Raw genomic sequence first — 24,516 nt, forward strand, 5'->3', positions numbered from 1 at the left:
GCCGGCCAGAAGTCGTTTTCATCAGATGCTGCCTTTTAGTAAGGGGCGCATCCTGTCCAGTGGCGGACAATGCGCCACCGGTGAGTGGAAAAATCAGTTATCAGGAGTAGCGTAAGGAGCCGTCTGACATAACGGTACGGATGCGATCAGTTACGCTTGCGACTGCACGATTAAACATCTCCCGATCTGCGGGTTTGGCCCGTATTGAGTCCAGGCGTATTACCTGATCCAGAACACGCAGTGCCTGTGAACGCCAGCTCAGACGTTCAGCATTACCTACGCAAGCATGAAAGTGGCGCAACGACTGGTCATAAAGCCACTGCACACTATCCCGGTATTGCCCCACCGGCACATACATCTTCAACGGTGGTTGCGTTTCTTTATGAAGCGTCAGCGCATTATTCAGGTCACTGATAACAGGGGTTATCAGCAGGTCACAATGTTCACTCAGCACCGCATCGAACATGCTCTGTGCCATGAAAGTTTTGAAAGAAAATTCTTTGTCTGGGATCAGCCCGTCGGCGACACCTGACCAGCCAGAATCCTTTGACGGATTACAGCCTTCAGCCCAGGCCTTCATCCACTCTCCGGGGCGTCGGTCATCGGGTATGCGGATGTAAATCCCCAGGTTCTTTTCGAGCATCAGCGGGCGCTGCATACCCAGATTTTGAGTGAGCAGCGGACGAAGTTCAGTTGATGTAAAGCGGATCATGTTCCCTCCAGTTAAGATGATGAGGAAACCTCCCCGGGAGGGAAGGTCCCTCCGGGAAGTGTCAATAAGTGAAGAACGATTCAGTCGAAGCGGTAACGCAGTCCGGCCATCTGCTGCGCCATTTGCCGTCCAGCGTGTAAGGCTTTACGGGCAGAGGCAAAATGACCGGTGCTGGCCAGCTGTTGATAGTGCCAGTCGCGTGAGCTGTAACCCGTTCTGCGCGAAATGATGGCGGTATATCCGTCATCAGACTCGATGACCTCAGCGCGGAAACTGCTGTAACCGCTGCGGTTCGTAAACCATTCTGCCTGTCGCTGCTTCATTGCCTCTGTAAGGCTGCTGAGCATGCGGGTGGTACGGGTGATGAGTATCAGCATTATACTGCTCATGGTTTTCTCCTTGATGAATACGGAGAAAACCGTCACCGCGGATGCGGGAAGGTTTTCCCCGCATGGGTTATCGCGTTTGTCTTAATGACGCCGGCTTTTAGTGTATGACTCATTCGCAATCCGGTTGAAGCTGAACCCAATGGTCCGGCTCAGTCCATCCAGCGATCTTCGCTTATGAGATTCTTTTCGTCCTGGACCGCGCGCCCGAAAAAAAACGTCCAGGCAGCGTCGTCAATTTCTCTGGCCATATTGCAAAGGCCTTCGAAGAAAGACTTCCAGGATTCAGGAATAAGATTGCGTACAGACAATGCTGCGAGGTCTTGTGCTACAGCAGCCATGTCCCAGACATAGTACGCAAAGCCATCTATGTCGGTTTGAGTGTTAAGGCCAAGGCGACGTAGAGCTGCAATGCTCTGCAAATTACCTTCAGCATTAACAAGCGCCACTTTGTGCGCAGTCAGCTCACGGGCACGAATGTGAAAGGATGGTTCAGGTAAATACTCGTTCATAAAGGATTCCTTAAAATTGAGGAACCCTGTCCCTTACGGGGACAAAAGTCCCGTCAGGGTGACAAATGATTAAATTGTTCAGGCCGTCGTGTTAATTCAGAGAGGGTAGCTCTGATAAAACATTTCGCGCAGTCGGTCTGTGGCTTCGTCCAGCGCTTTTTCCTCGCAAGCCCGGGTTATGCCCTGCTGAAAAGCTTCGTTCCAGTGTCGGCTATGGACCTCTGCGCCCATGAGGATGAGACAGTCCACCGCGTTTTCAACAAAGTCATATCTGACGTAACCGGATTGCATGGCAAAACCTGTGGAATCTGCAACCCACCTGATAAATGTCAGGTAATCGGGAAGACCGTCATCTGACATAGCAGCGTCGGCGTCGACCCTTAGTTTGTTCATTAAATGCAAATTAAGTTGAGTGAGAACATATTCCACAATGATGCTTGCCTTAGCACAAGAATCACAGCTGAGTAAGGTATTTGGAATGAACACTCGTGTGTAATGCATGGAAACGATTCCTCGAAGAAGGGAAACGTCTCATAGGGAAATTTTCCCTTATGGATAGCGAATAGGCCTTTTGCAAGCTGCCAGATGAGTACAACAAGAAAACCGAGAAGAGGTGATTAGTTGAAAGGACCTTAGCCCATAAGGGACTCTGTTTTCAAAGGTTAAACAGATTTATTACCGCTCGAAAGCGCCATCTCTCAGGTAACGATGGCATTGGCGTGTGACTACCCGAAGGCGTTCCTCTCAAATCACTGGAACATTGGCAGTTGTCGGTGTGACAACGGTTAGCAATCTAAGCGTACACAATCCGCTCATTTCCAGCAATACCACGGAGATAAATTTCTCAATAAACAGTTACTACTGCCAGTTAATAACAATTTAATGTTTGTTGAAAAAGGCAGACAGGGCGCCATGGAAAAAATTGAGAAACGCATGGTGAAGTGTGTATTCTTCACCATAGTACATGTGCGCTTCTTGTGAGCAGGCTATTTCGTAATAACCTTTTTCGAGAATAAATGTAGCTCTATCGCTCAATTTCAAAAGAAATCGCATAGTCCAGTGACAGAAAAAAGAAATACTATTCATCACTCTCAACCTTGTTATAAACACGGGCCACATAATGCCCCCTGCCATCCCCATGCCCCAGGTCCATTGATGCAAGAGCCTGCGCCTCTTCTTTACTGAAACCGTTTTTCATATGAAGATTCATCACATCGACAGAATAGGCATAACGCAAACTATGTGGTGCATATTTCCCGGTCAATCCGGCTTCGCGCACTATATTTCGGTACCGCTCGATAGCGGTATGTAATGACGGCTTATCGATCAACTTACCGTTATTTTCATTCAAATATTTCAGCGCAATACTGATTGCGGAAAGAGTAGCGTCACGATCCAACACAGTTGTGTCTCTAGGACGACCTCCTTTTGTCCCGAATACAACGCGAATTTTTTCGTTACCAGTGAGAAGCATTTTTTGCCAGGTTTTTAATGATTTCGCGGACTGAACTGTTTCTTCGGTTCTTAAACCCAGTAACCGGGACAACCTCAATGCACATGCTACACCTTCATCCTTTTGTTCTACACTCGTCAGCACCTGCCGGAAATAATTATCGGGAATGGCAACCTTTGTTCCGTCACGACTGGTTTCTGAAATACCCAGAGCCTGATTGCTCAGTTTTTCGTGAGCCGGGTCAGCCATAAACGTTTTTCCTGCAACCCGAAGCAAACCCCGGATGGCCGACATTTCATTCTGGAGAGTGCGCTTTGAAATTTCCTCAGAGAGCCGGCTTTTCATATACAACTCAATATGTCCGGTCTTTATGTTTTTTATATCTCTAATCTGGACGTTAAGCTTTAATAAACGCTCAGCAAACCTGTCCGCAATTTTCATGCGGTCAGAGACAGTCTTAAAACTTCCCCCTGCCTGTCGGGCAAGCGTTTTTAAATTCTTATTGAGTTTTGCCATAGTCAACCATCCTTTTCAAACAGGTGTCAGTGCTTTTCCGTCTGAGTGAACGGAAAAGCACTGACACCGACTGCGCTACAACTACAGACGATGAATTTCACCCCGACGGCACGGTTTAAGGTTGCGCTTCCTGCGTCTCGACAGATAACTGTGCATCGGGGCGGCGAAAAGTTGAGTTATTGCGAAGCTCCCCAGGTCTCTGACCTGCTCGCGGTTTTCACCGGGCTGAAATGAATCAGTCTGCTTCCACACACCAGTATGTCTACTGGTGTCGCCATCGATATCGTGTCGATTTTTCTCCTATTTAAATGGAGTCCTGACCCGTTTTTTATGGGTAAGACGTTTGGTTGATATTTGAACAAATAGTGAGTGATGTACGTCTTCAAGGCCCTCAAACCTTAAATTACGTGTTGGTCAGTTGGTAAAAGAGTTGTTGAAATGGCAGTGCGTCAGCTCTGCCAGTTATGCGCTGCGCGCGTCACTTGGTACTCGTTTCACTCGAACGCAAGTGACGCCGCGCTCCTCCGCTCTCAATGCAGTCGTGGAAGATGCCCAAATGTTCCAAATGGTCATACCCACGCCGCAAAGTTTGCAACCGGATTTCAGCGTCTAAACGAAAGAGAAAGCGAAGGCGAGAATCGCCATAAAGAAGATAAGGCCTTGAACAGGCATAGAAAATAAAAAGACCTTCGTCGTTTTACGACCTCCGTTTTCAAAGGTTAAACGGAGTTACCGCCCAAAGGCACCGTCTCTCAGGTCATGACGGTTTTGGCATGCAATCACCCGAAGGCGTCCCTCTCAGATTGCCGGGACATTGGCATGTTGCGTTACGCAACGGTACAACGATGGAGATATTAGATCGAAGCATGATCATTTTTCAAGAGAAGTTGAATTTTCACCCAATCAATTATAAGGAGTTCTGTAACTTCAATAAGGATATTGCTTTACCAGCAATACCCCTGAAAGTCGGAGGTTTTCTTACGCTAAATTTATATCCTTACGGTAGTCGAATCGCGAATTTTATACATCAGCGTGGCAATTTTCCCGCCTAGAAAAATGGATAACAGAACAAACCAAAGCCAACGAAAATTGCTACTTTTGGATGACTCACTAAGTTCATCCTTCTCCTTTTTCAGAATTTTTTTATTCCTTAATAACGATGAAAAAACACATTCACTCGCTATTGCAACTTCTCCGCTCGCGACATGTCTGTATTGGTCCTCAATGATAGCATCGCAGTAATTACTTGGTGTCTCTTGACATAGTCTTGATGAAGGTGCTAATTGAATCACTCCTTGTCCAAGCTTCTTCTCAGGACACGTATGCATATTATATTCATTTAACTCTTCTCGTATTTTCTCAGCCTTAGAATCTGACATGCCGTAAGTCTTATATAATCCACCCACAGTATCAGGTGTGAATTGCAAAAAAACAGAAGGAAGCTGATAAGTATAATCGTTAAGCTTCCCCTGAATATCAGATGCCCACTGGCAGGAAAGTGCATTCTTAACAACACCGCTTTTGCACCGTTCATCATAGTATTCTACCTGCTTCAAGAGATAGGCATTCGATGAATTTATAACCCTGCTGGTTTCCTGATAAGCGGACTGGATTGAACTAACCTCTTTATCATGAACCCAGAATATCCCGTTTGCTGCGGCAGTCAGGATAAGAAAAATATCAAATACCGTTCTGAAACGTTCTCCTGCACGAAAATAAGCCTGAATCAGTATCAGAACAGCCCAACCTGTAATTATTCCCGTGATAACCAAGCAGCTCATGCCCACCGGGCTACCCACCTCTCCAGCCCCACCAATATTATAATTGTAAGGAAACCATCTTATAGATGGAAAATAATCTGACATCGCAAGCAGGCCGGGTAATATCAAAATAATGGCACAAATAATAACTCCGGTTTTTTTCCGTAATACATATGCAGCGGTTAGAAGAAGAATGATAATAAAGACCATGCTACCAATTATCACTGGCAGCATATTCCTGGCTTGTTCATCAGGTGTAAATATCATTGTCGCAAAAGAGCTCACGCTATTGTTTTCGTATCGTATTGTTGAGACTAATCCTATGCCATCGAGCGTTTGAAGTATGCTATATGCCGCGCTAAAACAGAAAAGAATGTATGGGGCAAGAAATTTAATAAGCACATTAATCCCTTGTTTGCTGGGTCCAAAAACATGAAAACATAAAAACCGTTAAACATTAATGCAAGTGATTTCTCATCCTTTTCGCATGCATACGAGGCAATCCGTTCGTTTATATTGGGCCTCAACTGCCAAAGGTGTACAAAAAGTTGCCAACACATCCACTTTCAAGTAACCTGGTCACATAAGAAAACCATCAGTAACATATAGCGGATGTGCTTACTGACAACTTGCGGGTAACGATATGAATGGAAACGGTTTTGACCCAAAAGATGTAGCGGAGATTTGCTCTCGGAAAAAGAGTAAATTTAGGATGAAAAAGGAAGATTTCAAAGAATTGGGACGTAATGTTTTGCTGGGTTCTGTTGATATTGCTGCCGGTGGATTGGCGACCACAGGTTTAATAGCATCTTCATTTGCAACAAGAAGTAGTGTTAAGGATAGCTCGAAAAATTGTAATGGCTGGGAACACGGTGCTGAGGGGTGGGGAAATTATGTGAATGGTGAGAAATTGCATTATCAGGAAGATGAATAGAGCTGAACGGTTTGAGTCCGTCCAGCTTTTTGACTAATCCTCACTATCCTTTATTTAACAGATTAATGGCTGCTGCTTGTGCTTTTTTACCAGCTTCTTCTCCAGCTTGTTTTGATTGAATCGAGCCTTTCTCAATTGCTGACGACACCGCAGCACCGAGTTGCACACCGACCCAACCTAGCATACCCATCCAGAATGCAGGAAAAACTACATACATCATTCCCAGCACTAGGTTCATAATCCAGCCGTCATTAGTTGAGCTGACAAAATCAGCCAGTGGAACAGAGCTGCCTGTAAGTCCTTGCGCCGACATATTGTCATAAAGAATGTTGATCAGCCTATCATCTAGCCAGCCCGCAAGCTCCCACCAAAACGTTATAAATTGCAGGGCAAACAGCGCAAAAGATATGGTCACCACCGTTTTTGGCTCATAGGCACTGAACATCATCAGCACTGGAATCACCGTGATAATCATCATCTGCAGCAACGCCTGTATCATCGGCAGGGCCTGTTTCAGCGCATCAAAGCCCGGTAGCGCCTCTGCCTGCTTGAGACCAAGCCCAATGGTCGATGTCAGCCGAGTCACGTTACCGACCACACCAGTAACATTATCAGCGCTGCTAACAGCATACGTCGTTCCGTCACCTGACAGACCTGCGTTTCGCGGACTTACCAGCCAGCGCAGAGCAACCTCCTCCCACTGAGCTCCCGGAAATGAACGCTGTATCTCCTTATGCGTATTGTCGCTAAAGCTTGCCAGCACGCGCGTGCGCAGCCCGGATGAACCATCGGACCACCACGTTTTACAGGTGGGGTAACCTCCCTGACCGGTGTCAGGATAGCCACTGTCGCGCGTGTTGTCATAGGGCCACTGGCTTCTCGGGGTGGTAGCGGTGTAGTAATCATAATATCCCGACGTATTCAGGAAGTAGTCGCTGCCTATCCAGCCTACCGAGTTAATGGTGGCATCGCTGAGCTGGGTGTTGCTGTTTTTGAGTCGGAAATATGCCCGGGAGTAGCACTGGTCGGCAAAATCCTGCACCTCCTGCAGCAATACAGGGTCACGCAGCTTGGTGTTCTGCACGTCAAAGCGCATCTGGCGCAGCTGTGTGCCGCAGGGGATAGACGCAATCATCGCCTGTGTGGTCCCCTTAGACATCATATGCAGCAGATACCACCATATGGGTACCTGAGCGGTACGTCCGTCAAAGTCGTTAACCAGTCCGCTGTAACCGGAGTTTTGCGGCGTCGGCACGCTGATGCCACACTGCTTTGCTCTCGAACTGTCGAACTTAATGGTGCTGATATCAACCGGCAGGAGTGGAATACAGCAGAACAGCATCACCACGAACGAGACGTAAATAGCGTGCTCGATGCGCGGCATAGCAAGAAGCCCCTTGTTCCCCTCATCCGCACCTTCCTCACGCACCTTAAGCCAGACGCCAAGCACTTTAAACACCAGCGGCAGGGCAAACAGCCCCGTGCTGCTGAGGATGGTCCACATGGCGTTATTCATCACCCAGCCAAAGAGGACCAGAAAGTATTCCAGATAACTGTTTGCAGTCATGGTCTTTTCCTTATGCCGTGCCGGTCCAGGCCACGCACTCTGTGGCCAGAATAAACAATACGCCGAGCAACTCGGTGCGCGGCAGGCGCGCACGGACTTCCGGCCAGCGCCTCAGCAGTTGTGGGCGTACCTTCATGAGCCAGACTCCTGCGATACCGACATACATCATCAGTCGCCAGGCAAACAACGCCCAGCGGCTGTCATGCAGCCAGCGACGGGTCAGGTGGCCATCCGGGTCGTAAGCCATAAATACGGAAGCCAGGGCAAACATACCTGCAGTAATCAGAACCAGGACGGATACCATCATAATGAAACGGCCTGTGCGGCCGCGGAACCAGGTGCGTTTCATGTCAGTTTGCTCCGGAAGACTGCGTCTGGTTCATCTGGCCAAAGCCCTGGTCCTGGTTGCCGGACTTCTGCTGCAGCTGGTTGTCCTGGTTACGGGTACCCTGACGCGCGAGCGTGGTCAGCAGGCTGTTGTTGCTGATGGACTTGCGAAGCTCCATTTCATTACGCAGGGCATTCAGTTCCCGATCGAGCGCATCAATACGACGGTCACCTTCGGCAATCGCCTCTGGCTGTTCCGCTGCGTTGGGCTCAGATTCGCCCGTGGTCAGCATGCGTCGCATGGTCAGCGCGGTTTCCACGGTGTCAGCCATCGCCAGCTCACCGGCCAGTCGCTGAACCAGCGCGACCTTGTCCGGGTCATCGCGCAGCGACTGGATGACGCCGCGCGTCACGACAAGACTGCCGGTTTTAAGGGCTGCGAGGTTATCAGCCGTTGGCTGCAGTTCTCCGCCGACCAGCTTGCCGAGCTGCTCAAGATTGTCTTTGGTGGCATCTTCCAGCACCGGCGAGAACCCTGTACCGGCAAGCGTGCTCCCAGGCTGATTGTCTGAACCGCCGCTGGTGCACTCGCTGGTCTCACGGCAGGTGCGAATGGAACGGTCGCCCAGTACTTTAACCACCGCTGTGGCGGCCGCATCAGACGTTGGCCATCGCTGACATACGGTGCCACTGCAGCCCGATGTGCTCACGCTGCTGTTGCTCGTGACCGGCAGGCTGTTCATCATGTTGTATCCTGCCTTCGCGAGGTCCCGCGTCGGCTGAATGGCCTGCTGGCCTTTTCCGCCGCGTTTCTGACCTCCGACCCAGGTCACCCCCTCTTCACCGGTTGCTTTCTGCAGTTTCTGATCGCTGGAGACGGCATCACCGCCGCTGGAGGCGACAATATCCTTGTACTCTTCGGAGACCGCGGCCTGTTGCCACTTACTCCCCAGCGTATAATCGGCAAGCTTCTTCGACATGTTCTGGCAGTTGAGCTGGGCTTTATCAAAACTGAGTCCCGCCTGCAAAACGCCGTTGGTGAGCATCTCATACAGTCCCGGATTCGCCCGCTGGATGGCCATTGCCGGCATGCTCATGACCGCGCCGGTTGCGCCCTGAATAACGTTACCCATCAGGTCCTTAAAACCACTTGTAACCCCGTTGAGCTGATTGCCCACGGTGGTTTTCAGGTCAAAGTTGCCGCACATGAGGTCGCTGCTCCAGCCACCGTTCAGACCTAAACGTGACATGTTGCTGCGGCTTGGTGGCGGGGAAATGACCGATCCGCCCCCGATCGAATAGAACAAACCATCATTGATGGCGCCGCTGACCGAAGCGCCCCCTGATGACAGCGATGTATCGACTGCCAGCGCCGGCATGGAGATAAGAGAAAAAAGCGTGCACGCCGCCACCAGGCGGAGTACAACCCGTGTCTGCTGTTGTTTCATAGGTTTATCCTCAGGAGAAATCGGTGCTGTAAAGGAAGGTCTGGCCACGGCGCTTGCAACAGCTGTAAGGTTGCCAGAGTGCCCAGGCGTAGTTGCCGTCTTCAGCAATCTGGCCCCCGGTGTCCGGAAATACCGCGCAGCTCTGCGAGAGCTGAGGAGAAAGTCGCTGCCACTTGTGATTTTTGGTTCCCGTGTTTTCCTGCACCGGATCGGGTGGCCAGTAGCCTGGTGAACGCTGGCCAGTTAGCGCACTGTAGACGTGAAGCTGACCTTCACGGGTGATGATATCGGCCACGCGCTGAACCACGATTGCCGCGGATTTGTAGCTGTCGGTTTGCGTGACAAAGCCGCCACGCGGGTAAACGTTGCCCCACATCGTCCCGGATGTCGTACTGCCAATTTCACGCTGCCCCTTGATTAGGGCTTCCGGATAGAAGGATTCAGGTACGCCGGTGCGCCAGGCGAGCGCATCGAGAGCGCTCGTAAAATACGGCATAAAGGGTGTGGCGGCGCTGTCACATGAGTAGCCCGACACCATACCACCGATGAGTTTTGTCGCCGGATGACCGTATGCATCGCCATAGTAAAAGTGCAGGTTCTGCTTGCGCTCGCCGGGCGCCTTCATTTCCTGGCGGCCGCCACCGGTCGGCACACCGGCCGCGCCGCCCAGAAGGGCGCTTTCGGCGCCGTCTGCCAGGCTGCTGACGGCAGACATTTCGGTCCAGGGATTGGCGCCGGGGCTCAGATAGGCCGACACCACGGCCTCAGGGATATAATGCGTCACCTTGACGGATGTCTTCACCGAGCAGCCGAACGGCGTGCAGAAAAGCCAGTAGCAGATACCGCTGATGCGCCAGCTGATGCAGTCCTGACTGGCGGCGCTGGAGAGCAGGCTGGCAGTATCGACACTGGCCATCGTGCCCGTGCAGGCCAGCAATGTGGCCAGCGCCAGACGGCGTGGGCGGGAGAATGACATTTTCACTGGGCTTTCTCCTTCCAGGCATTGAGCTGCTGCGTGGCTGTACCGACGTCGGTGGTACCGTACACGACCCACCTGTCGTCAAACACCACGGCAGGGTACTTTTCCAGCCCCAGTGTCCAGGCGTGCGTGAGGCCGACGTAAGCGCCTGACAGTTCCTGCTGACGCTGCTGAAAGGCCTGTGAGCTGACGATCGCGCGCGCCTGCTGCTCAGCCTGCGCTGGATCTGACGGCAGGGGCCCAAACATCTGCGCCTGAAGCCTGTCGGGCGCATCGAGCAGAACGACGGTGACCTCTGGCCCGGGATTGCCCGCGAGCGGGTGGGCGCTGTCGGTGTAAATAACGGTACCGGCGCATGCACCGGCGGAAAGGAATAACGCTGTGAAGCAGCTGACGTTTAATTTCATGGAGAACACTCCCTGAGTGAATAACCCGCTCAGGGTGCGTTCAATATCGGGGCGGGTCAGTAATTAACTCTGAGCCCGTTACTGATATTTTTTCGCCACAACGTCTGGTTGACATAACGGGAAAAGTGCACCGATATGTCAGGTGACAAACCGGGGGTTATGCACCGTTTCATTTCAGGCACTACCACTGTTTTTGCGCCACTCAAGGTAGTCCAACTCCTTCATAAATCCGGCCGCAGCGGCGTTACGCTCGATGCTCCACCGCGTTTCACCTTCGTGAAGGAAAGGAAGCCAGTCAGAAGGGACAGGACTTTCACTGGAGGGTCCAGTTCCATATTCATAAAGGTCTTCCGTTTCAGTACAGTCCGGGGTAAATCTGGCGTACCAGAGGTCACTGTTTTCCCATGCCTGCATTCCCCAGGCAGCGAGTGCCTCTTCATCGGAATCGGTCGCACAGGCCAGGAACTGAACGACCCAGTCAGTTAAAGCGTCTTGCGTTGCCCCGGGCAAAAGCGACAAATAATGCTTTTTACACGCATCCAGCCACTGCTGCTCTGCGGAATCCTGCTGCTCATCCGTCAGCATATCGGATGCGTTCTCCTCAGATGAATACCATTCTTCCAGAGCCTGCTGCTCCCGCAACCGCTGAGCCTGGTTTTCACGGGTCTGCTCAATACCGGTGGCCACAACGCTGTTCCAGTCAGTTTCAGCCGGAGCTGCCTGGGCCGAACCGTTCAGCAGCTGATTAAGCAGACTGAGCCGGGAAATATCTTCCGGCTCTGACGGTGCGTTGACAGCGTCTTCAATGCCTTCGCGGCTGATTACGCCGGGCAGGCCCTTTTTCTCCCTCCCGGTGCTGGCCCGCTCTGTCAGATAAAGCTCTCGCCAGGCCGTCCCGGTCGCGCGTTTACCCTCACCCTCCAGACTCGTGGTGTATTTCATCAGCCAGACATGAATGTAACGCTGGCGATCGGGCGCGCACAGGATGCTGATATCATGAAAGCGCTGATAAAAAGCCTCGTCGTGGCCACAGTCCATGCTGTCACCTTCGTGTGCCACCTCATGCTCCGTCAGGCTGAACAGGAGACTGGCGGTCTGTAGCGCGTCGGATTTAAGCCGGCGCACAATATCGATGTTATAGGCAATATAAGTATCTCCGTCCGTCCACGCATCGGCAGACGTAGACTCACCCAGCAGGATCTGAAAACGTTTGCCGCCATAAGATCGTGACTGATAGCCAGACTCGCCCCCCGAGCACACGGCGGCATACTGGGCCAGGCACCAGCGCAGTGCTGTCCAGGCCCGACGCGTTTCCTTATCAAGCTGTTTTTCGCTGACCATCTGCGTGCGATCGATAAAGTTGGCGCTGAGGGTGTCAAAATCAACCAGCGCCAGGTCGGTCTGCCAGCCGGCACCCCATCGCTGTTGCCCGGGTAACTGTTCACGGAACGCCAGCAGGTTTGCGCGTACGCGGCTCAGGCATTCCATGAACTCATCCGGTTCAAAGCAGCCGAAGCGGGCGAGTGTGACGGGGTGCACTACGGGCGCGATACCGGCCCGGGCAATAATTTCCCCGCGCGGAACATCGCGTGCATACCGTGCGAGGGTAAAACAATTTTTGTCCGTTGCCGCCGGATAATAGCGGCATTTACGGATGAAATGCTCGAGCGTGACGTGGCGTTTTCCGGGCAGGAGGGTGATGACCTCCTCACCGTTCATTAGCTTCTGGAGATCCCCCTCTCCTGCGAGCAGCGCGCGCGCCGTTTTCTCCCGTCGCGCTTCTGTTTTACGGTGCTTTCCCTGATTGTCTGAGAAATCGGCGGCAAGCTCGCCAAAACGGGCGGCAACGACTTTCCAGACAGGGCAGGTCTTGCGGAGGATTTCAGTCCGCGAGACGTTCAGCGCAAGAGGCTTTTTGCTGACGATGAGGCCGCCGGTACCCCAGATATGGCCAGGGTCGTGACGCACCAGAACACCCTGATTGTAAATCGACAGAGCGCCGTCTTCCCGGAGACGATACCAGGCCACATCGTCCTCCGCGTCCCATGTCTCTTTAGCCGGCTGGCGTGATATCAGCGTACCATTGAGGCATACCGAGACGGGGGTATAGCGCACCAGGTCGCGTATTTCCTGAATGCACGACATGCGCTCCTGGCTGCTCAGCGGTTCATACCACTCCCCGCGGATACAGCAACCCGGCTCAACCTCCGCAATTTCCTCCAGGTCGTAGTGATATCCCATTACACGGGTATCAACCGACATCTGCCAGCGCTGCGATCGCCAGACTGTGCGGGCATGCGCCATAATCTGGCCGCGGCCCAGACGAAAGCGACCATAGGTCGCATCCCCTTCCTGATGCGGCGTGCCAAAACGGCCAAAATAGCGCTTAACGTCATCATATGAAGTAAATCCGCGACCGTCATCGCGGCAAGAGAAGCCCTCCTGGGTAATATCGACAGTGACGGCGCCGGCGGCGGCATCCACGCTGTTCATGATCAATTCGATAACAGCTTTACCGATCGAACCGGCCTGACTGTAGATAATGTGATGAATAATCTGCGGATCGAGTTCAAAGGGATAGCGCATTAACAGACTCCTTTTTATGAACAAATGTCCATTTTCTGGTAATGCGCGCAGGGTAAAATAAAGAACTGTGATTGCCATTGTGAAAGAATAGATGGCACTGTTCAGACATGAGTCATGCCGGTGGAGAAAAATGGAACTGAAAGACACGATTGCTGAATCGCTGGAAAGCAGGGGCTTATGGCGACGTGCAGCCTATCGCTGGCTGATCGTGCTGGATGATATTACTGACGATGCCGTACGCGAGGCCATCATCCGCCGCAGAGAGCGCTGTCTGGGCCACGCCGCCAATCTGTCACCTGACGGTCGGAGAAGCGAAACACGGCGTCTTTATAAGATCCAGAGTCGTTACAATGATGGATACTGACGTTGGTAACAATTGTAGACACTTGGCTAACAAGTCTTGGATTTTTTGGTCTGCAGCATGGAGACCAGACTCGACATTTTGAAGTCTGACTTAAAAATTAGCTGACAAAAAAATTTCTGAGACAAAGACTCTTGGATGCTTATGCGATATTATCATCAAAAGGGCTGAATATATTTAAGAAATTTAGACTGAAAATTAAGAGATAAAAATGCAATTTTTAAAAGACTTAATATCGAGCTTTTACAAAAATATTGATGCTAGGGTTAATAGCCCAATCTTGGGTACTTTAAGTGCTGTGTTTGTTATTTTACACTGGGATAAGTTTACTTTATTATTTTTAGGTTCTGGGACAATCGATGCAAGAGTAGAAAATTTCAAATTATTCCTAAATGAAATAACTGCATTTGACTATTTTCTGCTTACTGTCTTGATGCTCGCATATTTATTTGCATTGCCCGTGGCTAATTATCTCATTGAGTTACTATTAGGTGCGATTGAGCAAGTTAGATACCGTTTTAGCATTAATCAAAAGGTAGATAGAGAGAAGGAAAGAGCAAGACTCATCAATTCAAAGTATAAAGCAGAACATGAGAGCGAAATTGCAGCTCAAGAGATTATAGAGGAGATTGCATTTAGCAATGAAAAAATCGAGCAACAAAAACTATTAACTGAAGATATTAGGCAACGATCAAAATCTGCTCATGAAATTATTCAAAGCATGCTTGAGAAATCAAAAAAATTAAACTAGATCTGGATTTTTCCGTAAAGAAGAATCAGGAAATAGAAATAAAGCTTCAAAGAGATATTATGGTTAAAGATAGAGAGAAATTGAGCTATGATAAGCTAAAATATCAGGTTGATGAAAAAAGAAACTTTCCCAAATCTCCTCAGCCTTCTATTTAGTTAATGAGCTTGATTTACTCTTAAAAGCGGATTCTATTAAAATATCACTTTCAGGCCTAGGCTCGATAATATCTAATTTTTTTGGTTATACATCTTTCAGCAATCTTCTTGAAGATGAGAGTTTTGATATGGAATCTTTAGAGGCAGTAGATTATATCATTTACTCCGAGGATTTGATATCCAATATAACATCAGTGATTGAAGAAGAAAATCTTGATGAAGATATTGAGAGCTATACGTTTTTTGAATTTTTACAAACCATACTCGAAGATCGATTTGGCATAAAAATACTTACAATAGAAGAGGTTAGTGAGAAAATCCGAGACGAACTAGGTGAGAGGGGAGCTTACGACTTGATAAATCATGATGAAGTCAGTAGTAGCATAGCAGAAACCAACGCCTATTTTGACTATGTCGAAGATTTACACATTTTATCTTTTGAACTTACTGAAGAATCGCTTAATGTTAATTTCGAGTGCGTGCTGTCTGGAACCACTCATGAAGATAAACCTTATTGCGGTGATGAAATAGACATTAACTTCACAACCAAAAGTGAAGTAATATTGGGTAAATATGCAGTAGGGGGATCAGAAATTGAAGATATTCAAAGTTCTGTTAAAGACTATCATGAAGATGATTACGATCCTGAAGAGCACATAGGTGCAGTGGATGAAAATTCAAATGAGTTTTGAATAAAACATCACCATGGTAGATTATAAAAACTCATTTTCAACCGTAAAAGGGTAATGTCAAATATTTCAAAGAACCAGAAAATAATTGCAGTTCAATTTATTCAGGCCCAATTTGCACCACCTTTTGTTTAATGAATGGAGACTGAAATTAAAAAGAGTACTTAAGAGATAGTACCTCTTACTTACTCCTGAGTGAAGATATAAACGTATAGAGACAAATTTTGATAGCGAACAGTTAAACATGGGAAGAAACAAGCATGTTTTATGACAAAGGAGAATTAATTAATATCCAGATAACTAAACACGGGCTCTTTGCCGCCCGGACCCGCAGCCTGCCTGGCTGCCAGACAGCAAAAGTCGCTGTCTGGCCGTCAGGCAGGGCCAGTTTAATTACATACTACTCCGCCTGTTACCCTGTCTATCTCCTTCAATACCCACAGCATGTCGGTGGCATCCGGAACGCAGATATTCCAGCGCAGGCTGGCTCCGTACTCCGCCTCATTGGGCCATAGCGTATTTCCCGTAACGGTGATCAGAATATCGAGCGTTTTCTCATGAGCATCAGCCAGATGAACCGCTACACAACTGCGGCGGCCTACCCGGTGGGGATACACCGAGAGCAGTACGGGTTTGTCCAGGCGGTTAATGATTTCCCGCTGCAGCAAATCCAGCGACACGCTGTCAGCCTGCCCGATTGAAGCCATCCCCTGAGGCGGAACGTTAAAAATGACAGACGCGATCAGAGCCTTGTCCGGTACGACCATTGGCGGTGCCATAGTCAGTTTTTTCATGAATTCCCCTGTCAAATACTCAGTCCGCGATTTTCATCAAGTCGGCGCGCAACATGAAACGCAGCCTCAAGTTCACTGCAACTTAATTCGTTCATTATTTGCCGTCTTTCGGCTTTTTCCGGTTTTTCAGTCATCCCTAAAGCCAGATACAGACTGGGCGGAACTGCACGGAACAGGGCCTGGACTTTTTCTGAAAGAATGACCCCTTCGGTATATTTTCGTGGCACCTTGGTGGCAGAGAGCAGCATGACACGCTGTTCATCCGTCAGCGTCTTGAAACGGGCAATCTGCTCCACTTCCTGCGGAGGCATTACCAGACATATCCACCACTCTGCCATGTTCAGCATTTTTTTAGCCGTGTCCGGGAAATCCTCAAGGTTCTGAGTGAATATCCAGAGCCATGTCCCCAGCTTTCGCCACATTTTGGCAATTTTGGTGGCATAGGGACCCAGCAGCGGGTTCGTGGTCACAATATGTCCCTCATCGATGGGTACAATGATATCCCTGTCGCTGTACTGGTCGCGCTCGGCGATATTGTTGATGGTGTTCAGCAGGGAAATAACGGCTACCGCCATTTGTGCTTCATAGCCCTCACGGGCCAGCGTACCCAGGTCAACGATTGTCACATCCGCCTCTGGCCATGGGGTGCCGGGACGGTTGAAGAGTTCACCTTCAAATCCTTCCGTGAACATCCGCAGCGCCTCTGACATCTCCTCTGCGCGGGAGCGACGTGCAGCGGTGCGTTTTTCGCGGCCGTCTTCACCGTGGCTAATGTCCCGGGCAATATTCTGCAGTGCAAACATCAGGTCTTCAGGCAGCATCTGCCGGTCTTCATCATACGCGGTTCTGGCCGCAATCATGATGGCCTCACGGATCATGCCGCGGTCTGCGCGCGTTAACCTGGATTCTTCAGCAGCTTCTCCACCGGTAATCATCAGCCGGGCGGCAATTTCCATCTCTCCCAGCACATCCCGCTCTTCATCTTTATCTTCATCATCAATATCAGGAAGCGCGTCTTCACTGATGATGAGCGCGTCCGGTTTCACCTGCATCAGCAGATGAGAATCTCCGAACGGCGCAAGCGAGATGACTTTTCCGGGCTTGATGCTCACCCGGTGAACGCTGAGGCCGAGAGACGCGCAGTAATCACCAAAAAGTCCGAAGCTGTTGCCCGCTTCAATCAGAAAAATACGGGGGCGATAAATGGCCATCATCTGCGCAAGCTTAACAAGTGCCGTTGCAGACTTACCTGCACCGGTGGGCCCGAACAGCATCAGGTGGGCATTCTGCGTACGATCATTCCTGTTCAGTGGGTCGACCGAAAGCGGTCCGCCTCCCCGGTTAAAGAACGTGAAGCCGGGGTTGCCGGTGCCGGTATCTCGTCCATACACCGGTACCAGACAGGCAAAATGCTGCACAAACATCAGCCGGGTATACCAGTTGTGACGGTCCTGCGCCGGATTGAAGCACATGGGTAAGGCGCGCATATAGGTACTCAACGGACCGATATCATGCTCAGGGTTTACCGGTTCCAGCCCGCAGTTGAGCAGCTTACTGCTGAGATCGAGATAGCGCCGATCAAGTGAAGGCAGATCCCGCGCTTTGATAAGCAGCGTAACGGCGGCGCGATAAAGCTTATGTTTATTGCCCAGGTAGGTACGTGCCGTGGCGGCGTCTTCACGCGCGCGAAGGGAATCCACGTTTTCACCCATTGAATCGCGGCTCAGGCGGGCAAATGTCTCCTCCAGTTTATCCTGCGGATGGATCACCAGAGTCAGGGTCAGCACCGTCCCCTCCGGCAGCAGATCCATGATGGCATTGATATTATCACCACGTTTTACCTCTCCGGTCAGATGTCCGGTGTAAGGGGCGTTGCGCAGTCTGGCAACGGGGACGGCCTTGTGCGCCACATCATCGAACCACCATACGCCTTTCTCCCCGTCGCTGCGGGGGCGGGTAAACCACAGGCTTTCACTGAAATCATTTAGCAACGGCAGCTCGCCGGGCGCATCGTCGGTGTGTTTTGCGCAGCGGTACAGCGTGGCCTTGTCTACCCATTTCGGATCCGGATTGAACCAGCGCAGTAGCCAGCTGTGGATCTGCTCTCCATTCTGACGCTGACACCGAATTCCGGCGCCACTCAGTGAGGAAGTCAGTCGATCGCATACCTGTTTGAGCAGTACTTCAGGCGCCATCGGGTCACGGTATGGAGATTCAACCCAGCGGTAGATCACCATTCGGGTTCGCCTGATCTGACCGCGCCAGGGCGCACCGGTCACCGCATCATCTACGAAGAGTCCCTTTTCACTGGCCACGTTCTGCAAATGACGGGCCTGCTCGCTGAGCCAGGCTTCCGTAAATGCGGTTCCCTGCGCACCAGGTTTGATATAACCCCGGATATTATCCATGTAGGCAGTCAAATCTGATTCATCCTGGCAATAGAACTGTACTACCCACTGATGGGCATCCAGCTCCGGGAGACTGTCCTGCAGGGCGTTTTCCACCACGTCGCGAATTTCGTCGAGTCGCGAATCCGGACGCCCCTCGGTTCCGACCGGAATGATTTCGTAAACGGCGCCTACCGAAACGCCGTCATCGAGGAGGATGCACTCGTGCGCCGGGAGATATTCTCCCCATGGGATGTGATCGATAATGGACGGGGCTGTACTGTACAGGGTCGCTTCATCACGGCGGGTCAGACGTCCTTCGCGGGTCAGCGGCTCATGTCCGTTAACAGAAAACGGGCCGTCACCGTACTGGTGCGGTGCCTCAGCTTCCGCCCTGCGACGGAAAAGTGAAAAAGCCATTACAAATCCTCCGTGCGCTCGCCGGGCAACGCGTACTGTACCTGGCTGTAAAAAGGAAAGACGGTGCTGTAACCGGGCACCGGCGTATTGCCCTCAGCGAGATGCGGGAAGACGTACATCACCATGTCGGGATTAGGAAGGCGAGGAAACGTCTGCTGGATTTCGTTTTCCTGCGTGCGGCTGTAACTTTCACGAGTCTGCTGAGCGATCGTCCGCTCAGAGTCCGTCACGGGCCGGCGCAGGGTGGTACGACTTTCTCCCGTGGCGTGGGAGGCGGAGGCGCCATCGTTCCACAGCTCGAGCATAGAGCTGTCACCGGGCGGCAGCATCTCATCCTTTGACGTGCTGCAGCCGGCCAGCAGAAGGGGCAGCAAAAATATCAGAGGTAACATACGGTGGTATTTAGCGGTTTGCATGGTCTTCCTCCGTTGTTTCAGCCCCGGTTATCACAGCAGACACCTGCATCACCCGTCCATCCGGAAGGGAATAACGCACATCTTTGCGTTCCCGTGCCAGTTTCTGACCTACCGCGAAAATGGCGCAGTCCGTCACATCGTGGTGAATCCCCTCCCACTTTCCGTTGTCTTTGCGGACAAAGCCCGCATAAAGTCTTCCACCGAGTGGGGTATACCCCACCCTGTATTCTAAATGGGTGTTTTGCATTGAATTCCCCGTCAGTCCATTCCTGTGCCATTACCGGCAAGGCTGAAGTCATATTTAACCTTGCGGCCTTTTTCTTCATAATCGATGGCCAGCTGGCGCGTGATATGTAAAGCGACCTTCTGACCAGGTGGGACATAGATGGCGTCGAAGGTCTGTCCGTAGCGGGCTTTAACCCAGTCGATCGTTTCCCTCATACCGCCTGAGAGCGCTTTGCCCAGCACGGCCTGACCGGCATCACCGGTGAGAGACGAAGTCACGCCACCGTAGGCGTTGGTCTGGGTGGTATTCTGGTTCTGCGCAAATGCGTCACCCGCAGCTCCCGCGGCGGCAAGCCCTGCGATGGTCGGCAGGTAGGTTGAGGCGTTGCTTTTACGCGTACCGGAGATGCATGGAATGCCGTTATCGTCTGAAAGCCATCCGATGCTGCTGTTATTGCCGTTCGCATTACCACTGTTCTGGGTGCCGCCACTGTTCTGGCCATCGGGAGAAGGCAGCGTTCTGACGGTACCGTCGGTAAAGACAAACGTAATGCTGGTAATGGAGCCGCGCACGCAGGACAGCGTCCAGTCACCAGTGGCGGTCCCGGATACAATAGCGCCCTGCACGTCGGGCAGTTCGATGCCATTAGCCGTCAGGTTGTCTTTACCAATCATGACTTTAAAGGGATAGGGATCCGTGACTTTGCCATCAATCGGAATACGCCCCAGGAGTGCTGTCATCGCGCGGCTCCCGACCAGCGTTGAGTTCTCCGGTAGCGTATAGACTGGATCGGTGGCCTTTTGTGCATCAGTGAGTTGAGTCTGCACCGCTGCGGCAGTATTGCCGGCAGCCTGTTTTCCCGCCTGACCCACATCACCAAACGATGTGGCAAACGAGAAACCCGTTGCGTTATTTTTATTGGTTTCAGTTACTGCCTTTCCGCTGGCATCAACGGCAATACCGTCTTTAGGTTCTACCCACTGCAAACCGTCTGGAGAAGGGGTGCTTGCGGCACCGGGATTGAGTCCATTGTCGTAACCCAGCCCTATCGGTATGTCACCGCCCGGACCGCTGCTTTTTGCACCTGCATTTGTACCGGCCCCACCGTCCTGCAGCTGATCCATGAGCTTCTTAACCTGCGTACCGAGATCGTTAACCTGCGCGCTGAGCTGAAGGCGCTTCTGTGCCTCTTCAGCGCGAACATTGCTGACAACCTGATTAATTTGCGCATCAACGTTGCCGTTAGTGGTTTTGAGCGCCTTGTTTTCGTCACTGAGTTTTTTATTGTCATCAGCAAGTGTGTCCAGGCGATCCTGTACTTTACGGAAGTTGCCCACCACCGTGCGCAGCGTATCCTGCGGCGTATCACCTTCAATACCGAGCGTTTTAAGGTCTTCTGGTGACAGGTCTTTCAGTGCAGCATTCGTTGGTGCGTGTGAACCGGTGGAGGGCTGGCCACCGCCTGAGCAGGATTTCACGCCGACGACAATGGCGCTGGCCAGCACCACCGGCACAGCGACCCTGACAATGAGATTAGAGGAAGGTGCTTTCATTATTTTTCTCTCCGCTTACCGCCGTCAGCAGGCTGCAGTGACGGCGGTTCGGCGATAAAGGCTCCCTCCGGACGCCCGGACGTTACCAGATAAAGCACCGTGGTATCCTCTGGCGTGCCTGCACGCCCCAGCCAGCGGTGCTGGAAGGCCGCCGTCATGAACTGGCCCTCAAGCGCACGCGGATCGAGGATGACCTTGCCCGGTGAACGATTACGCACCTGCAGGGCAATGACGCTACTGCCCTGAAGGCTCCAGGCTGCCATTGGCGTGACGGAAACGGGCTCAGAGGGCATGAGCGTAGTAATGGACGACGGCAGTTTGAGGGATACCGGACTGATACCCGGCACTGCTTCTACCGTGCGCAGCGGACCATACATGTTCTGCGCCGCATAGCGGGTCAGGACCACCGGCAGCGGCGCATTAAGTTTCGCCGGCTTACGGTCTGCCTTAGCTGTCTGATTATCCGTTTGCTGAGCGCCACGACCGGTGCTGTCCCCATCACTGCTGACGGACTGCTTGTCACGCGCAGTAGCCGTGGCCACCTCACCGTCATACACAATTTTCACTGGCTCACGTGTGGTTTTACCCGGCGCTGCAGACACGTCCAGCAGAATAAGTTCCCCGTTCTCTTTATCCTGAAGCTCAAGTCGCGTCACCGGGAACGCTTCGCTGGCATCGAGATACACCGCACCACCCGTGCTTTGAATGCGCAGTTTGCTGTTAAGCGTGGGCGGAAAACCCACTCGCACGTTTTTATTTACGAATACGATGCGTTCCTGCCCGACGGTAAGCGGGACCTGAAGCGGAATACGCTCCCACTTCATCAGTTCCACCGCACTGGCCATACCAGGGAGAAAGAGGCCAGAGAGAAGAACAAGAGAGTACTTTTTCAATGTATGCCTCATCACTTTTTCTCCGGCTCAGGCAGGGTGACAGCCTCCAGGCGCTGCGGCGTGGCCGCATAACAGTCCAGCGCGAGACCGAAAGGGTTGCGCTCCGGATCGCCTTCCCAGCGCACCACTTTCAGGGGGTAGCGGACCAGCGCGCGCTTAACCGACTCAGTGTGGTAGTACTCATCTGCCACCAGGTCGAGCTGTGCAATCCAGTGGTCCTGATCGAGAATGGTGACGCTGCGGTTGCTGTAACCACGGCGTGGGATTTCATATACCACGCGAACGCGATCACGAAGCTCATCGCTGTTCTTACGCATCTCTGCGTCTTTGTTCAGAAAGTCCTGGCAGGAGGGCGTCAGGTAAGGGCTCATCTGTGCGATTTTCGCCGGATAATCCACCTCGCCATTTTTTGGCCAGGAATTCAGCTGCTGGAAAATGTAAAAGGCAAAGCTGTAAACGGTTGAGGGCGGGACCTCCCACCATTTACGCGTACTGCCGGAACGGAGATCTGGCGGGTTGTGAATAGTGAGTTCGGCAGGCGCCCGCATCCAGCCGATGCCTGTGACCAGCATGCCGGCGAACAGCAGCGCACAGGCGATGCGCAGGGAAATAATGTGATTGTCGCGTGCCGTCATGCCATTACGAAAACGACTCATCTCTCACCCCCGCGCATGACAGCCCAGGTACGTTTTACCTCCCAAGCACGGCTGTCCAGAACCATCGACCGTGACAGGCGGGCCCTGCAGCGGATTTCTTCCAGACGCTGCCAGATGTAGTTTTCCGGCTTGCCACGTTTGTAGCGGGCTATCCAGCCTCCCCCCAGAAAACTGACAATGAGCGGCATGAGAAGCATGCAGGTTGGAAACGCCAGCCACCCGATAAAAGGCACCATCGCCAGCGGTACTGCCAGCGGTATGCCGGCAATAACACCTGTGATGGCCGCCAGCAGAAACTCACCAGAAGTAAAACCTTTCCACACCACAGGAGGGTTATTCAGACGGTCAGGAAGGAAATCGATGACGGCCATACACGCTCCTTACAGAATGTCTGAGGCTTTGGTGGCCAGATAAATAACAACAAGGATGAGAATGATGCCGACTACCGCGTAAGTCAGAAATTCCGTCCAGGAACCTTTACCCTTACGGATGTCATGGAAAGACGTAATGACGGCATGGGCGACGGCCAGAAAAGCACCGACACAGATAATCAGGCCAAGTGCCAGACCGCCCATTTTGGCATAGCCCATCATGGTGTTGTAGGTGCCGCCACCACCTCCTGTAGTGGGCTGCTCAACAGAGGGAAGGTCTGCCAGAGCCTGTCCGGCAGACATTAATCCTGAAAGCAGTAGCCCCGTCCGCGCAAAAGCAGAGTGGTAAAACCTGAGTAACTTGGATTTCATTGATTTATCCTTTCAGTGGAAAAACAGAAAGAGCATCGACAGGTAAAGGACGACCAGCCTGACGGCAAGCTCATTGAACTGACGGAAAGTCACGGATTTTGATACGACCCCGCGATAGGCCTGAACCAGCGCCCAGGCGCAGAAAAGCAGAATTACGACCGCAAGCGTGCCGAGAATGAGAGTATTCAACTGCCCGGGAGTCAGGCTGCTGCCGGTCCCCGCGCTCCAGCCGTTCAGCTGCGCACCGTTCATCGCCATGCGGGTTCCTCAGCACGATACTGGCCGGTAACTGAGGACTGGCGGGAGGCAGGCTGCGCCCGCGAAGGTTCAAGATAGGTCGATATACCCTGCTTCATGGTGGAGATGTCGCGCGTCGCCTGCTGGTAATCGAAATAAAAGCGGGCATCCTGGGTCTGATTGGCCACCACACGCGCCCGATCCAGACCGGCCTGCACCTGATCCAGCTGACGTAAAACCTGCGCCAGCTCGTCTTTCTCTGATGCATGGCACTGCAGAACGGGAAGTGTGGCTATCAGCAGGACAATGAGTTTTCTGGTATGACGCATGGGGCTCTCCCGGTTAACTGGTCGTCGGGAGATTGACGTAAAGGGGAAAGCCTTACAGCAGGAAATTCTTAATGCTGATGTGAAGAAAAACAGCATGGCTTGTTTTGATGCTTATAACCGTAAACATCTGAATAATTACAGTGTGGGCTTTAGTCTCAATTCTGTTGGATAAAAAACCTCCGCTGTTAAGTTATTATCGAAACCATTCAGCGGCGCGAAACGTCCTTTTGCAATAGATTAGGCCAGATTTCAGCCTCAGTATGCGGTTGCCGCTTTAAAGCTAGGTGCCACATAGGACTTGTGGGGCATCACTGCACTC

General features: G+C 51.8%; 27 protein-coding genes. 4 read left to right on the top strand and 23 right to left on the bottom strand.

What is annotated here, in order from left to right; genetic code table 11:
* Window positions 1-100: 100 nt before the first annotated feature.
* The 6 genes from PSSD_RS17020 to PSSD_RS27180 form a co-directional block, all read right to left on the bottom strand.
* On the bottom strand, window positions 101-712 hold the full coding sequence (locus PSSD_RS17020) for a hypothetical protein (RefSeq protein ID WP_058973032.1): 612 nt from the start codon (window positions 710-712) through the stop codon (window positions 101-103).
* Between the two features lie 80 nt (window positions 713-792).
* Window positions 793-1,101, bottom strand: coding sequence for a hypothetical protein (locus PSSD_RS17025; RefSeq protein ID WP_058973033.1), 309 nt, complete (start codon window positions 1,099-1,101; stop codon window positions 793-795).
* 149 nt (window positions 1,102-1,250) lie between these two features.
* Window positions 1,251-1,610 (bottom strand): hypothetical protein, encoded by a 360-nt coding sequence (locus PSSD_RS17030; RefSeq protein ID WP_058973034.1) that lies wholly within the window; start codon window positions 1,608-1,610, stop codon window positions 1,251-1,253.
* Between the two features lie 96 nt (window positions 1,611-1,706).
* The gene (locus tag PSSD_RS17035; protein ID WP_058973035.1) at window positions 1,707-2,111 is read right to left on the bottom strand and encodes a hypothetical protein; all 405 of its coding nucleotides are present in this window, start codon (window positions 2,109-2,111) and stop codon (window positions 1,707-1,709) included.
* A 577-nt stretch (window positions 2,112-2,688) separates the two neighbouring features.
* Window positions 2,689-3,579 carry an integrase domain-containing protein gene (locus PSSD_RS17040; RefSeq protein ID WP_058973036.1) on the bottom strand — a complete coding sequence of 297 codons (891 nt, stop codon included), beginning with the start codon at window positions 3,577-3,579 and terminating at the stop codon, window positions 2,689-2,691.
* Between the two features lie 989 nt (window positions 3,580-4,568).
* Complete coding sequence (locus tag PSSD_RS27180; protein WP_235589243.1) at window positions 4,569-5,741, bottom strand: hypothetical protein; 1,173 nt, start codon at window positions 5,739-5,741, stop codon at window positions 4,569-4,571.
* A 241-nt stretch (window positions 5,742-5,982) separates the two neighbouring features.
* Here PSSD_RS27180 and PSSD_RS17055 point away from each other — a divergent pair, with 241 nt between their 5' ends.
* Window positions 5,983-6,273 carry a hypothetical protein gene (locus tag PSSD_RS17055; RefSeq protein WP_058973037.1) on the top strand — a complete coding sequence of 97 codons (291 nt, stop codon included), beginning with the start codon at window positions 5,983-5,985 and terminating at the stop codon, window positions 6,271-6,273.
* 43 nt (window positions 6,274-6,316) lie between these two features.
* On the opposite strand, the gene PSSD_RS17060 is transcribed toward PSSD_RS17055, so the two are convergent.
* The 6 genes from PSSD_RS17060 to PSSD_RS17085 all read right to left on the bottom strand — a co-directional run bounded on the left by PSSD_RS17060 (window position 6,317) and on the right by PSSD_RS17085 (window position 13,587).
* The gene (locus tag PSSD_RS17060; protein ID WP_058973038.1) at window positions 6,317-7,840 is read right to left on the bottom strand and encodes a conjugal transfer protein TraG N-terminal domain-containing protein; all 1,524 of its coding nucleotides are present in this window, start codon (window positions 7,838-7,840) and stop codon (window positions 6,317-6,319) included.
* 10 nt (window positions 7,841-7,850) lie between these two features.
* Entirely contained in the window at window positions 7,851-8,189 is a 339-nt protein-coding gene (locus PSSD_RS17065) for a hypothetical protein (RefSeq protein ID WP_058973039.1), read from the bottom strand.
* Between the two features lies 1 nt (window position 8,190).
* Window positions 8,191-9,546 (bottom strand): integrating conjugative element protein, encoded by a 1,356-nt coding sequence (locus PSSD_RS17070; protein ID WP_201023829.1) that lies wholly within the window; start codon window positions 9,544-9,546, stop codon window positions 8,191-8,193.
* Between the two features lie 79 nt (window positions 9,547-9,625).
* Window positions 9,626-10,591, bottom strand: coding sequence for a TIGR03756 family integrating conjugative element protein (locus PSSD_RS17075; RefSeq protein WP_439654607.1), 966 nt, complete (start codon window positions 10,589-10,591; stop codon window positions 9,626-9,628).
* A 2-nt stretch (window positions 10,592-10,593) separates the two neighbouring features.
* Window positions 10,594-11,001, bottom strand: coding sequence for a TIGR03757 family integrating conjugative element protein (locus tag PSSD_RS17080; RefSeq protein WP_058973042.1), 408 nt, complete (start codon window positions 10,999-11,001; stop codon window positions 10,594-10,596).
* Between the two features lie 174 nt (window positions 11,002-11,175).
* Entirely contained in the window at window positions 11,176-13,587 is a 2,412-nt protein-coding gene (locus PSSD_RS17085) for an ATP-binding protein (protein ID WP_058973043.1), read from the bottom strand.
* A 130-nt stretch (window positions 13,588-13,717) separates the two neighbouring features.
* On the opposite strand from PSSD_RS17085, the gene PSSD_RS17090 reads away from it, so the two are divergent.
* The 3 genes from PSSD_RS17090 (at window position 13,718) to PSSD_RS17100 (ending at window position 15,546) form a co-directional block, all read left to right on the top strand.
* Window positions 13,718-13,951: a PerC family transcriptional regulator gene (locus tag PSSD_RS17090; RefSeq protein WP_058973044.1), complete on the top strand. Its 234-nt coding sequence runs from the start codon at window positions 13,718-13,720 to the stop codon at window positions 13,949-13,951.
* Between the two features lie 208 nt (window positions 13,952-14,159).
* Window positions 14,160-14,699, top strand: a complete 540-nt coding sequence (locus PSSD_RS17095; RefSeq protein ID WP_058973045.1) for a hypothetical protein — start codon at window positions 14,160-14,162, stop codon at window positions 14,697-14,699.
* Between the two features lie 283 nt (window positions 14,700-14,982).
* Window positions 14,983-15,546, top strand: coding sequence for a hypothetical protein (locus PSSD_RS17100; RefSeq protein ID WP_058973046.1), 564 nt, complete (start codon window positions 14,983-14,985; stop codon window positions 15,544-15,546).
* A gap of 386 nt (window positions 15,547-15,932) precedes the next feature.
* Here the strand turns inward: PSSD_RS17100 and PSSD_RS17105 are convergent, their stop codons facing one another.
* The 11 genes from PSSD_RS17105 to PSSD_RS17155 are packed head-to-tail and all read right to left on the bottom strand — an operon-like array spanning window position 15,933 to window position 24,197.
* The gene (locus PSSD_RS17105; RefSeq protein WP_058973047.1) at window positions 15,933-16,337 is read right to left on the bottom strand and encodes a hypothetical protein; all 405 of its coding nucleotides are present in this window, start codon (window positions 16,335-16,337) and stop codon (window positions 15,933-15,935) included.
* An 11-nt stretch (window positions 16,338-16,348) separates the two neighbouring features.
* Entirely contained in the window at window positions 16,349-19,144 is a 2,796-nt protein-coding gene (locus PSSD_RS17110) for a conjugative transfer ATPase (protein ID WP_058973048.1), read from the bottom strand.
* Entirely contained in the window at window positions 19,144-19,560 is a 417-nt protein-coding gene (locus PSSD_RS17115; protein WP_034948940.1) for a TIGR03751 family conjugal transfer lipoprotein, read from the bottom strand. The genes PSSD_RS17110 and PSSD_RS17115 overlap by 1 nt, the downstream gene beginning before the upstream one ends.
* On the bottom strand, window positions 19,547-19,807 hold the full coding sequence (locus tag PSSD_RS17120; RefSeq protein ID WP_058973049.1) for a DUF7446 family protein: 261 nt from the start codon (window positions 19,805-19,807) through the stop codon (window positions 19,547-19,549). The genes PSSD_RS17115 and PSSD_RS17120 overlap by 14 nt, the downstream gene beginning before the upstream one ends.
* Before the next feature lie 11 nt (window positions 19,808-19,818).
* The gene (locus tag PSSD_RS17125) at window positions 19,819-21,339 is read right to left on the bottom strand and encodes a TIGR03752 family integrating conjugative element protein (RefSeq protein WP_058973050.1); all 1,521 of its coding nucleotides are present in this window, start codon (window positions 21,337-21,339) and stop codon (window positions 19,819-19,821) included.
* Window positions 21,339-22,244 (bottom strand): TIGR03749 family integrating conjugative element protein, encoded by a 906-nt coding sequence (locus tag PSSD_RS17130; protein WP_058973051.1) that lies wholly within the window; start codon window positions 22,242-22,244, stop codon window positions 21,339-21,341. Before PSSD_RS17130 ends, PSSD_RS17125 begins: the two co-directional genes overlap by 1 nt.
* Entirely contained in the window at window positions 22,244-22,888 is a 645-nt protein-coding gene (locus PSSD_RS17135) for a PFL_4703 family integrating conjugative element protein (protein ID WP_058973052.1), read from the bottom strand. The genes PSSD_RS17130 and PSSD_RS17135 overlap by 1 nt, the downstream gene beginning before the upstream one ends.
* Window positions 22,885-23,259 carry a TIGR03750 family conjugal transfer protein gene (locus PSSD_RS17140; RefSeq protein WP_058973053.1) on the bottom strand — a complete coding sequence of 125 codons (375 nt, stop codon included), beginning with the start codon at window positions 23,257-23,259 and terminating at the stop codon, window positions 22,885-22,887. The genes PSSD_RS17135 and PSSD_RS17140 overlap by 4 nt, the downstream gene beginning before the upstream one ends.
* Before the next feature lie 9 nt (window positions 23,260-23,268).
* The gene (locus tag PSSD_RS17145) at window positions 23,269-23,631 is read right to left on the bottom strand and encodes a TIGR03745 family integrating conjugative element membrane protein (RefSeq protein WP_058973054.1); all 363 of its coding nucleotides are present in this window, start codon (window positions 23,629-23,631) and stop codon (window positions 23,269-23,271) included.
* A gap of 12 nt (window positions 23,632-23,643) precedes the next feature.
* Window positions 23,644-23,889 (bottom strand): TIGR03758 family integrating conjugative element protein, encoded by a 246-nt coding sequence (locus PSSD_RS17150; protein WP_034948937.1) that lies wholly within the window; start codon window positions 23,887-23,889, stop codon window positions 23,644-23,646.
* Complete coding sequence (locus PSSD_RS17155; protein ID WP_034948935.1) at window positions 23,880-24,197, bottom strand: integrative conjugative element protein, RAQPRD family; 318 nt, start codon at window positions 24,195-24,197, stop codon at window positions 23,880-23,882. The genes PSSD_RS17150 and PSSD_RS17155 overlap by 10 nt, the downstream gene beginning before the upstream one ends.
* Window positions 24,198-24,516 lie beyond the last annotated feature (319 nt).

The organism is Type-D symbiont of Plautia stali (assembly GCF_001485335.1).
Classification (GTDB): domain Bacteria; phylum Pseudomonadota; class Gammaproteobacteria; order Enterobacterales; family Enterobacteriaceae; genus Pantoea; species Pantoea vagans_C.

Excerpts from the sequence above, each read along its gene's own strand:
- PSSD_RS17130 (WP_058973051.1), bottom strand. The coding sequence starts at position 22,244 with ATGAGGCATACATTGAAAAAGTACTCTCTTGTTCTTCTCTCTGGCCTC.
- PSSD_RS17085 (WP_058973043.1), bottom strand. The coding sequence starts at position 13,587 with ATGCGCTATCCCTTTGAACTCGATCCGCAGATTATTCATCACATTATC.
- PSSD_RS17100 (WP_058973046.1), top strand. The coding sequence starts at position 14,983 with ATGGAATCTTTAGAGGCAGTAGATTATATCATTTACTCCGAGGATTTG.
- PSSD_RS17150 (WP_034948937.1), bottom strand. The coding sequence starts at position 23,889 with ATGGCGATGAACGGTGCGCAGCTGAACGGCTGGAGCGCGGGGACCGGC.
- PSSD_RS17065 (WP_058973039.1), bottom strand. The coding sequence starts at position 8,189 with ATGAAACGCACCTGGTTCCGCGGCCGCACAGGCCGTTTCATTATGATG.
- PSSD_RS17035 (WP_058973035.1), bottom strand. The coding sequence starts at position 2,111 with ATGCATTACACACGAGTGTTCATTCCAAATACCTTACTCAGCTGTGAT.
- PSSD_RS17020 (WP_058973032.1), bottom strand. The coding sequence starts at position 712 with ATGATCCGCTTTACATCAACTGAACTTCGTCCGCTGCTCACTCAAAAT.
- PSSD_RS17040 (WP_058973036.1), bottom strand. The coding sequence starts at position 3,579 with ATGGCAAAACTCAATAAGAATTTAAAAACGCTTGCCCGACAGGCAGGG.
- PSSD_RS17090 (WP_058973044.1), top strand. The coding sequence starts at position 13,718 with ATGGAACTGAAAGACACGATTGCTGAATCGCTGGAAAGCAGGGGCTTA.
- PSSD_RS17025 (WP_058973033.1), bottom strand. The coding sequence starts at position 1,101 with ATGAGCAGTATAATGCTGATACTCATCACCCGTACCACCCGCATGCTC.
- PSSD_RS17140 (WP_058973053.1), bottom strand. The coding sequence starts at position 23,259 with ATGGCCGTCATCGATTTCCTTCCTGACCGTCTGAATAACCCTCCTGTG.
- PSSD_RS17115 (WP_034948940.1), bottom strand. The coding sequence starts at position 19,560 with ATGCAAACCGCTAAATACCACCGTATGTTACCTCTGATATTTTTGCTG.
- PSSD_RS17135 (WP_058973052.1), bottom strand. The coding sequence starts at position 22,888 with ATGAGTCGTTTTCGTAATGGCATGACGGCACGCGACAATCACATTATT.
- PSSD_RS17105 (WP_058973047.1), bottom strand. The coding sequence starts at position 16,337 with ATGAAAAAACTGACTATGGCACCGCCAATGGTCGTACCGGACAAGGCT.
- PSSD_RS17080 (WP_058973042.1), bottom strand. The coding sequence starts at position 11,001 with ATGAAATTAAACGTCAGCTGCTTCACAGCGTTATTCCTTTCCGCCGGT.
- PSSD_RS17145 (WP_058973054.1), bottom strand. The coding sequence starts at position 23,631 with ATGAAATCCAAGTTACTCAGGTTTTACCACTCTGCTTTTGCGCGGACG.
- PSSD_RS17055 (WP_058973037.1), top strand. The coding sequence starts at position 5,983 with ATGAATGGAAACGGTTTTGACCCAAAAGATGTAGCGGAGATTTGCTCT.
- PSSD_RS17060 (WP_058973038.1), bottom strand. The coding sequence starts at position 7,840 with ATGACTGCAAACAGTTATCTGGAATACTTTCTGGTCCTCTTTGGCTGG.
- PSSD_RS17110 (WP_058973048.1), bottom strand. The coding sequence starts at position 19,144 with ATGGCTTTTTCACTTTTCCGTCGCAGGGCGGAAGCTGAGGCACCGCAC.
- PSSD_RS17120 (WP_058973049.1), bottom strand. The coding sequence starts at position 19,807 with ATGCAAAACACCCATTTAGAATACAGGGTGGGGTATACCCCACTCGGT.
- PSSD_RS17155 (WP_034948935.1), bottom strand. The coding sequence starts at position 24,197 with ATGCGTCATACCAGAAAACTCATTGTCCTGCTGATAGCCACACTTCCC.
- PSSD_RS17075 (WP_439654607.1), bottom strand. The coding sequence starts at position 10,591 with ATGTCATTCTCCCGCCCACGCCGTCTGGCGCTGGCCACATTGCTGGCC.
- PSSD_RS17125 (WP_058973050.1), bottom strand. The coding sequence starts at position 21,339 with ATGAAAGCACCTTCCTCTAATCTCATTGTCAGGGTCGCTGTGCCGGTG.
- PSSD_RS17070 (WP_201023829.1), bottom strand. The coding sequence starts at position 9,546 with ATGCCGGCGCTGGCAGTCGATACATCGCTGTCATCAGGGGGCGCTTCG.
- PSSD_RS17030 (WP_058973034.1), bottom strand. The coding sequence starts at position 1,610 with ATGAACGAGTATTTACCTGAACCATCCTTTCACATTCGTGCCCGTGAG.
- PSSD_RS17095 (WP_058973045.1), top strand. The coding sequence starts at position 14,160 with ATGCAATTTTTAAAAGACTTAATATCGAGCTTTTACAAAAATATTGAT.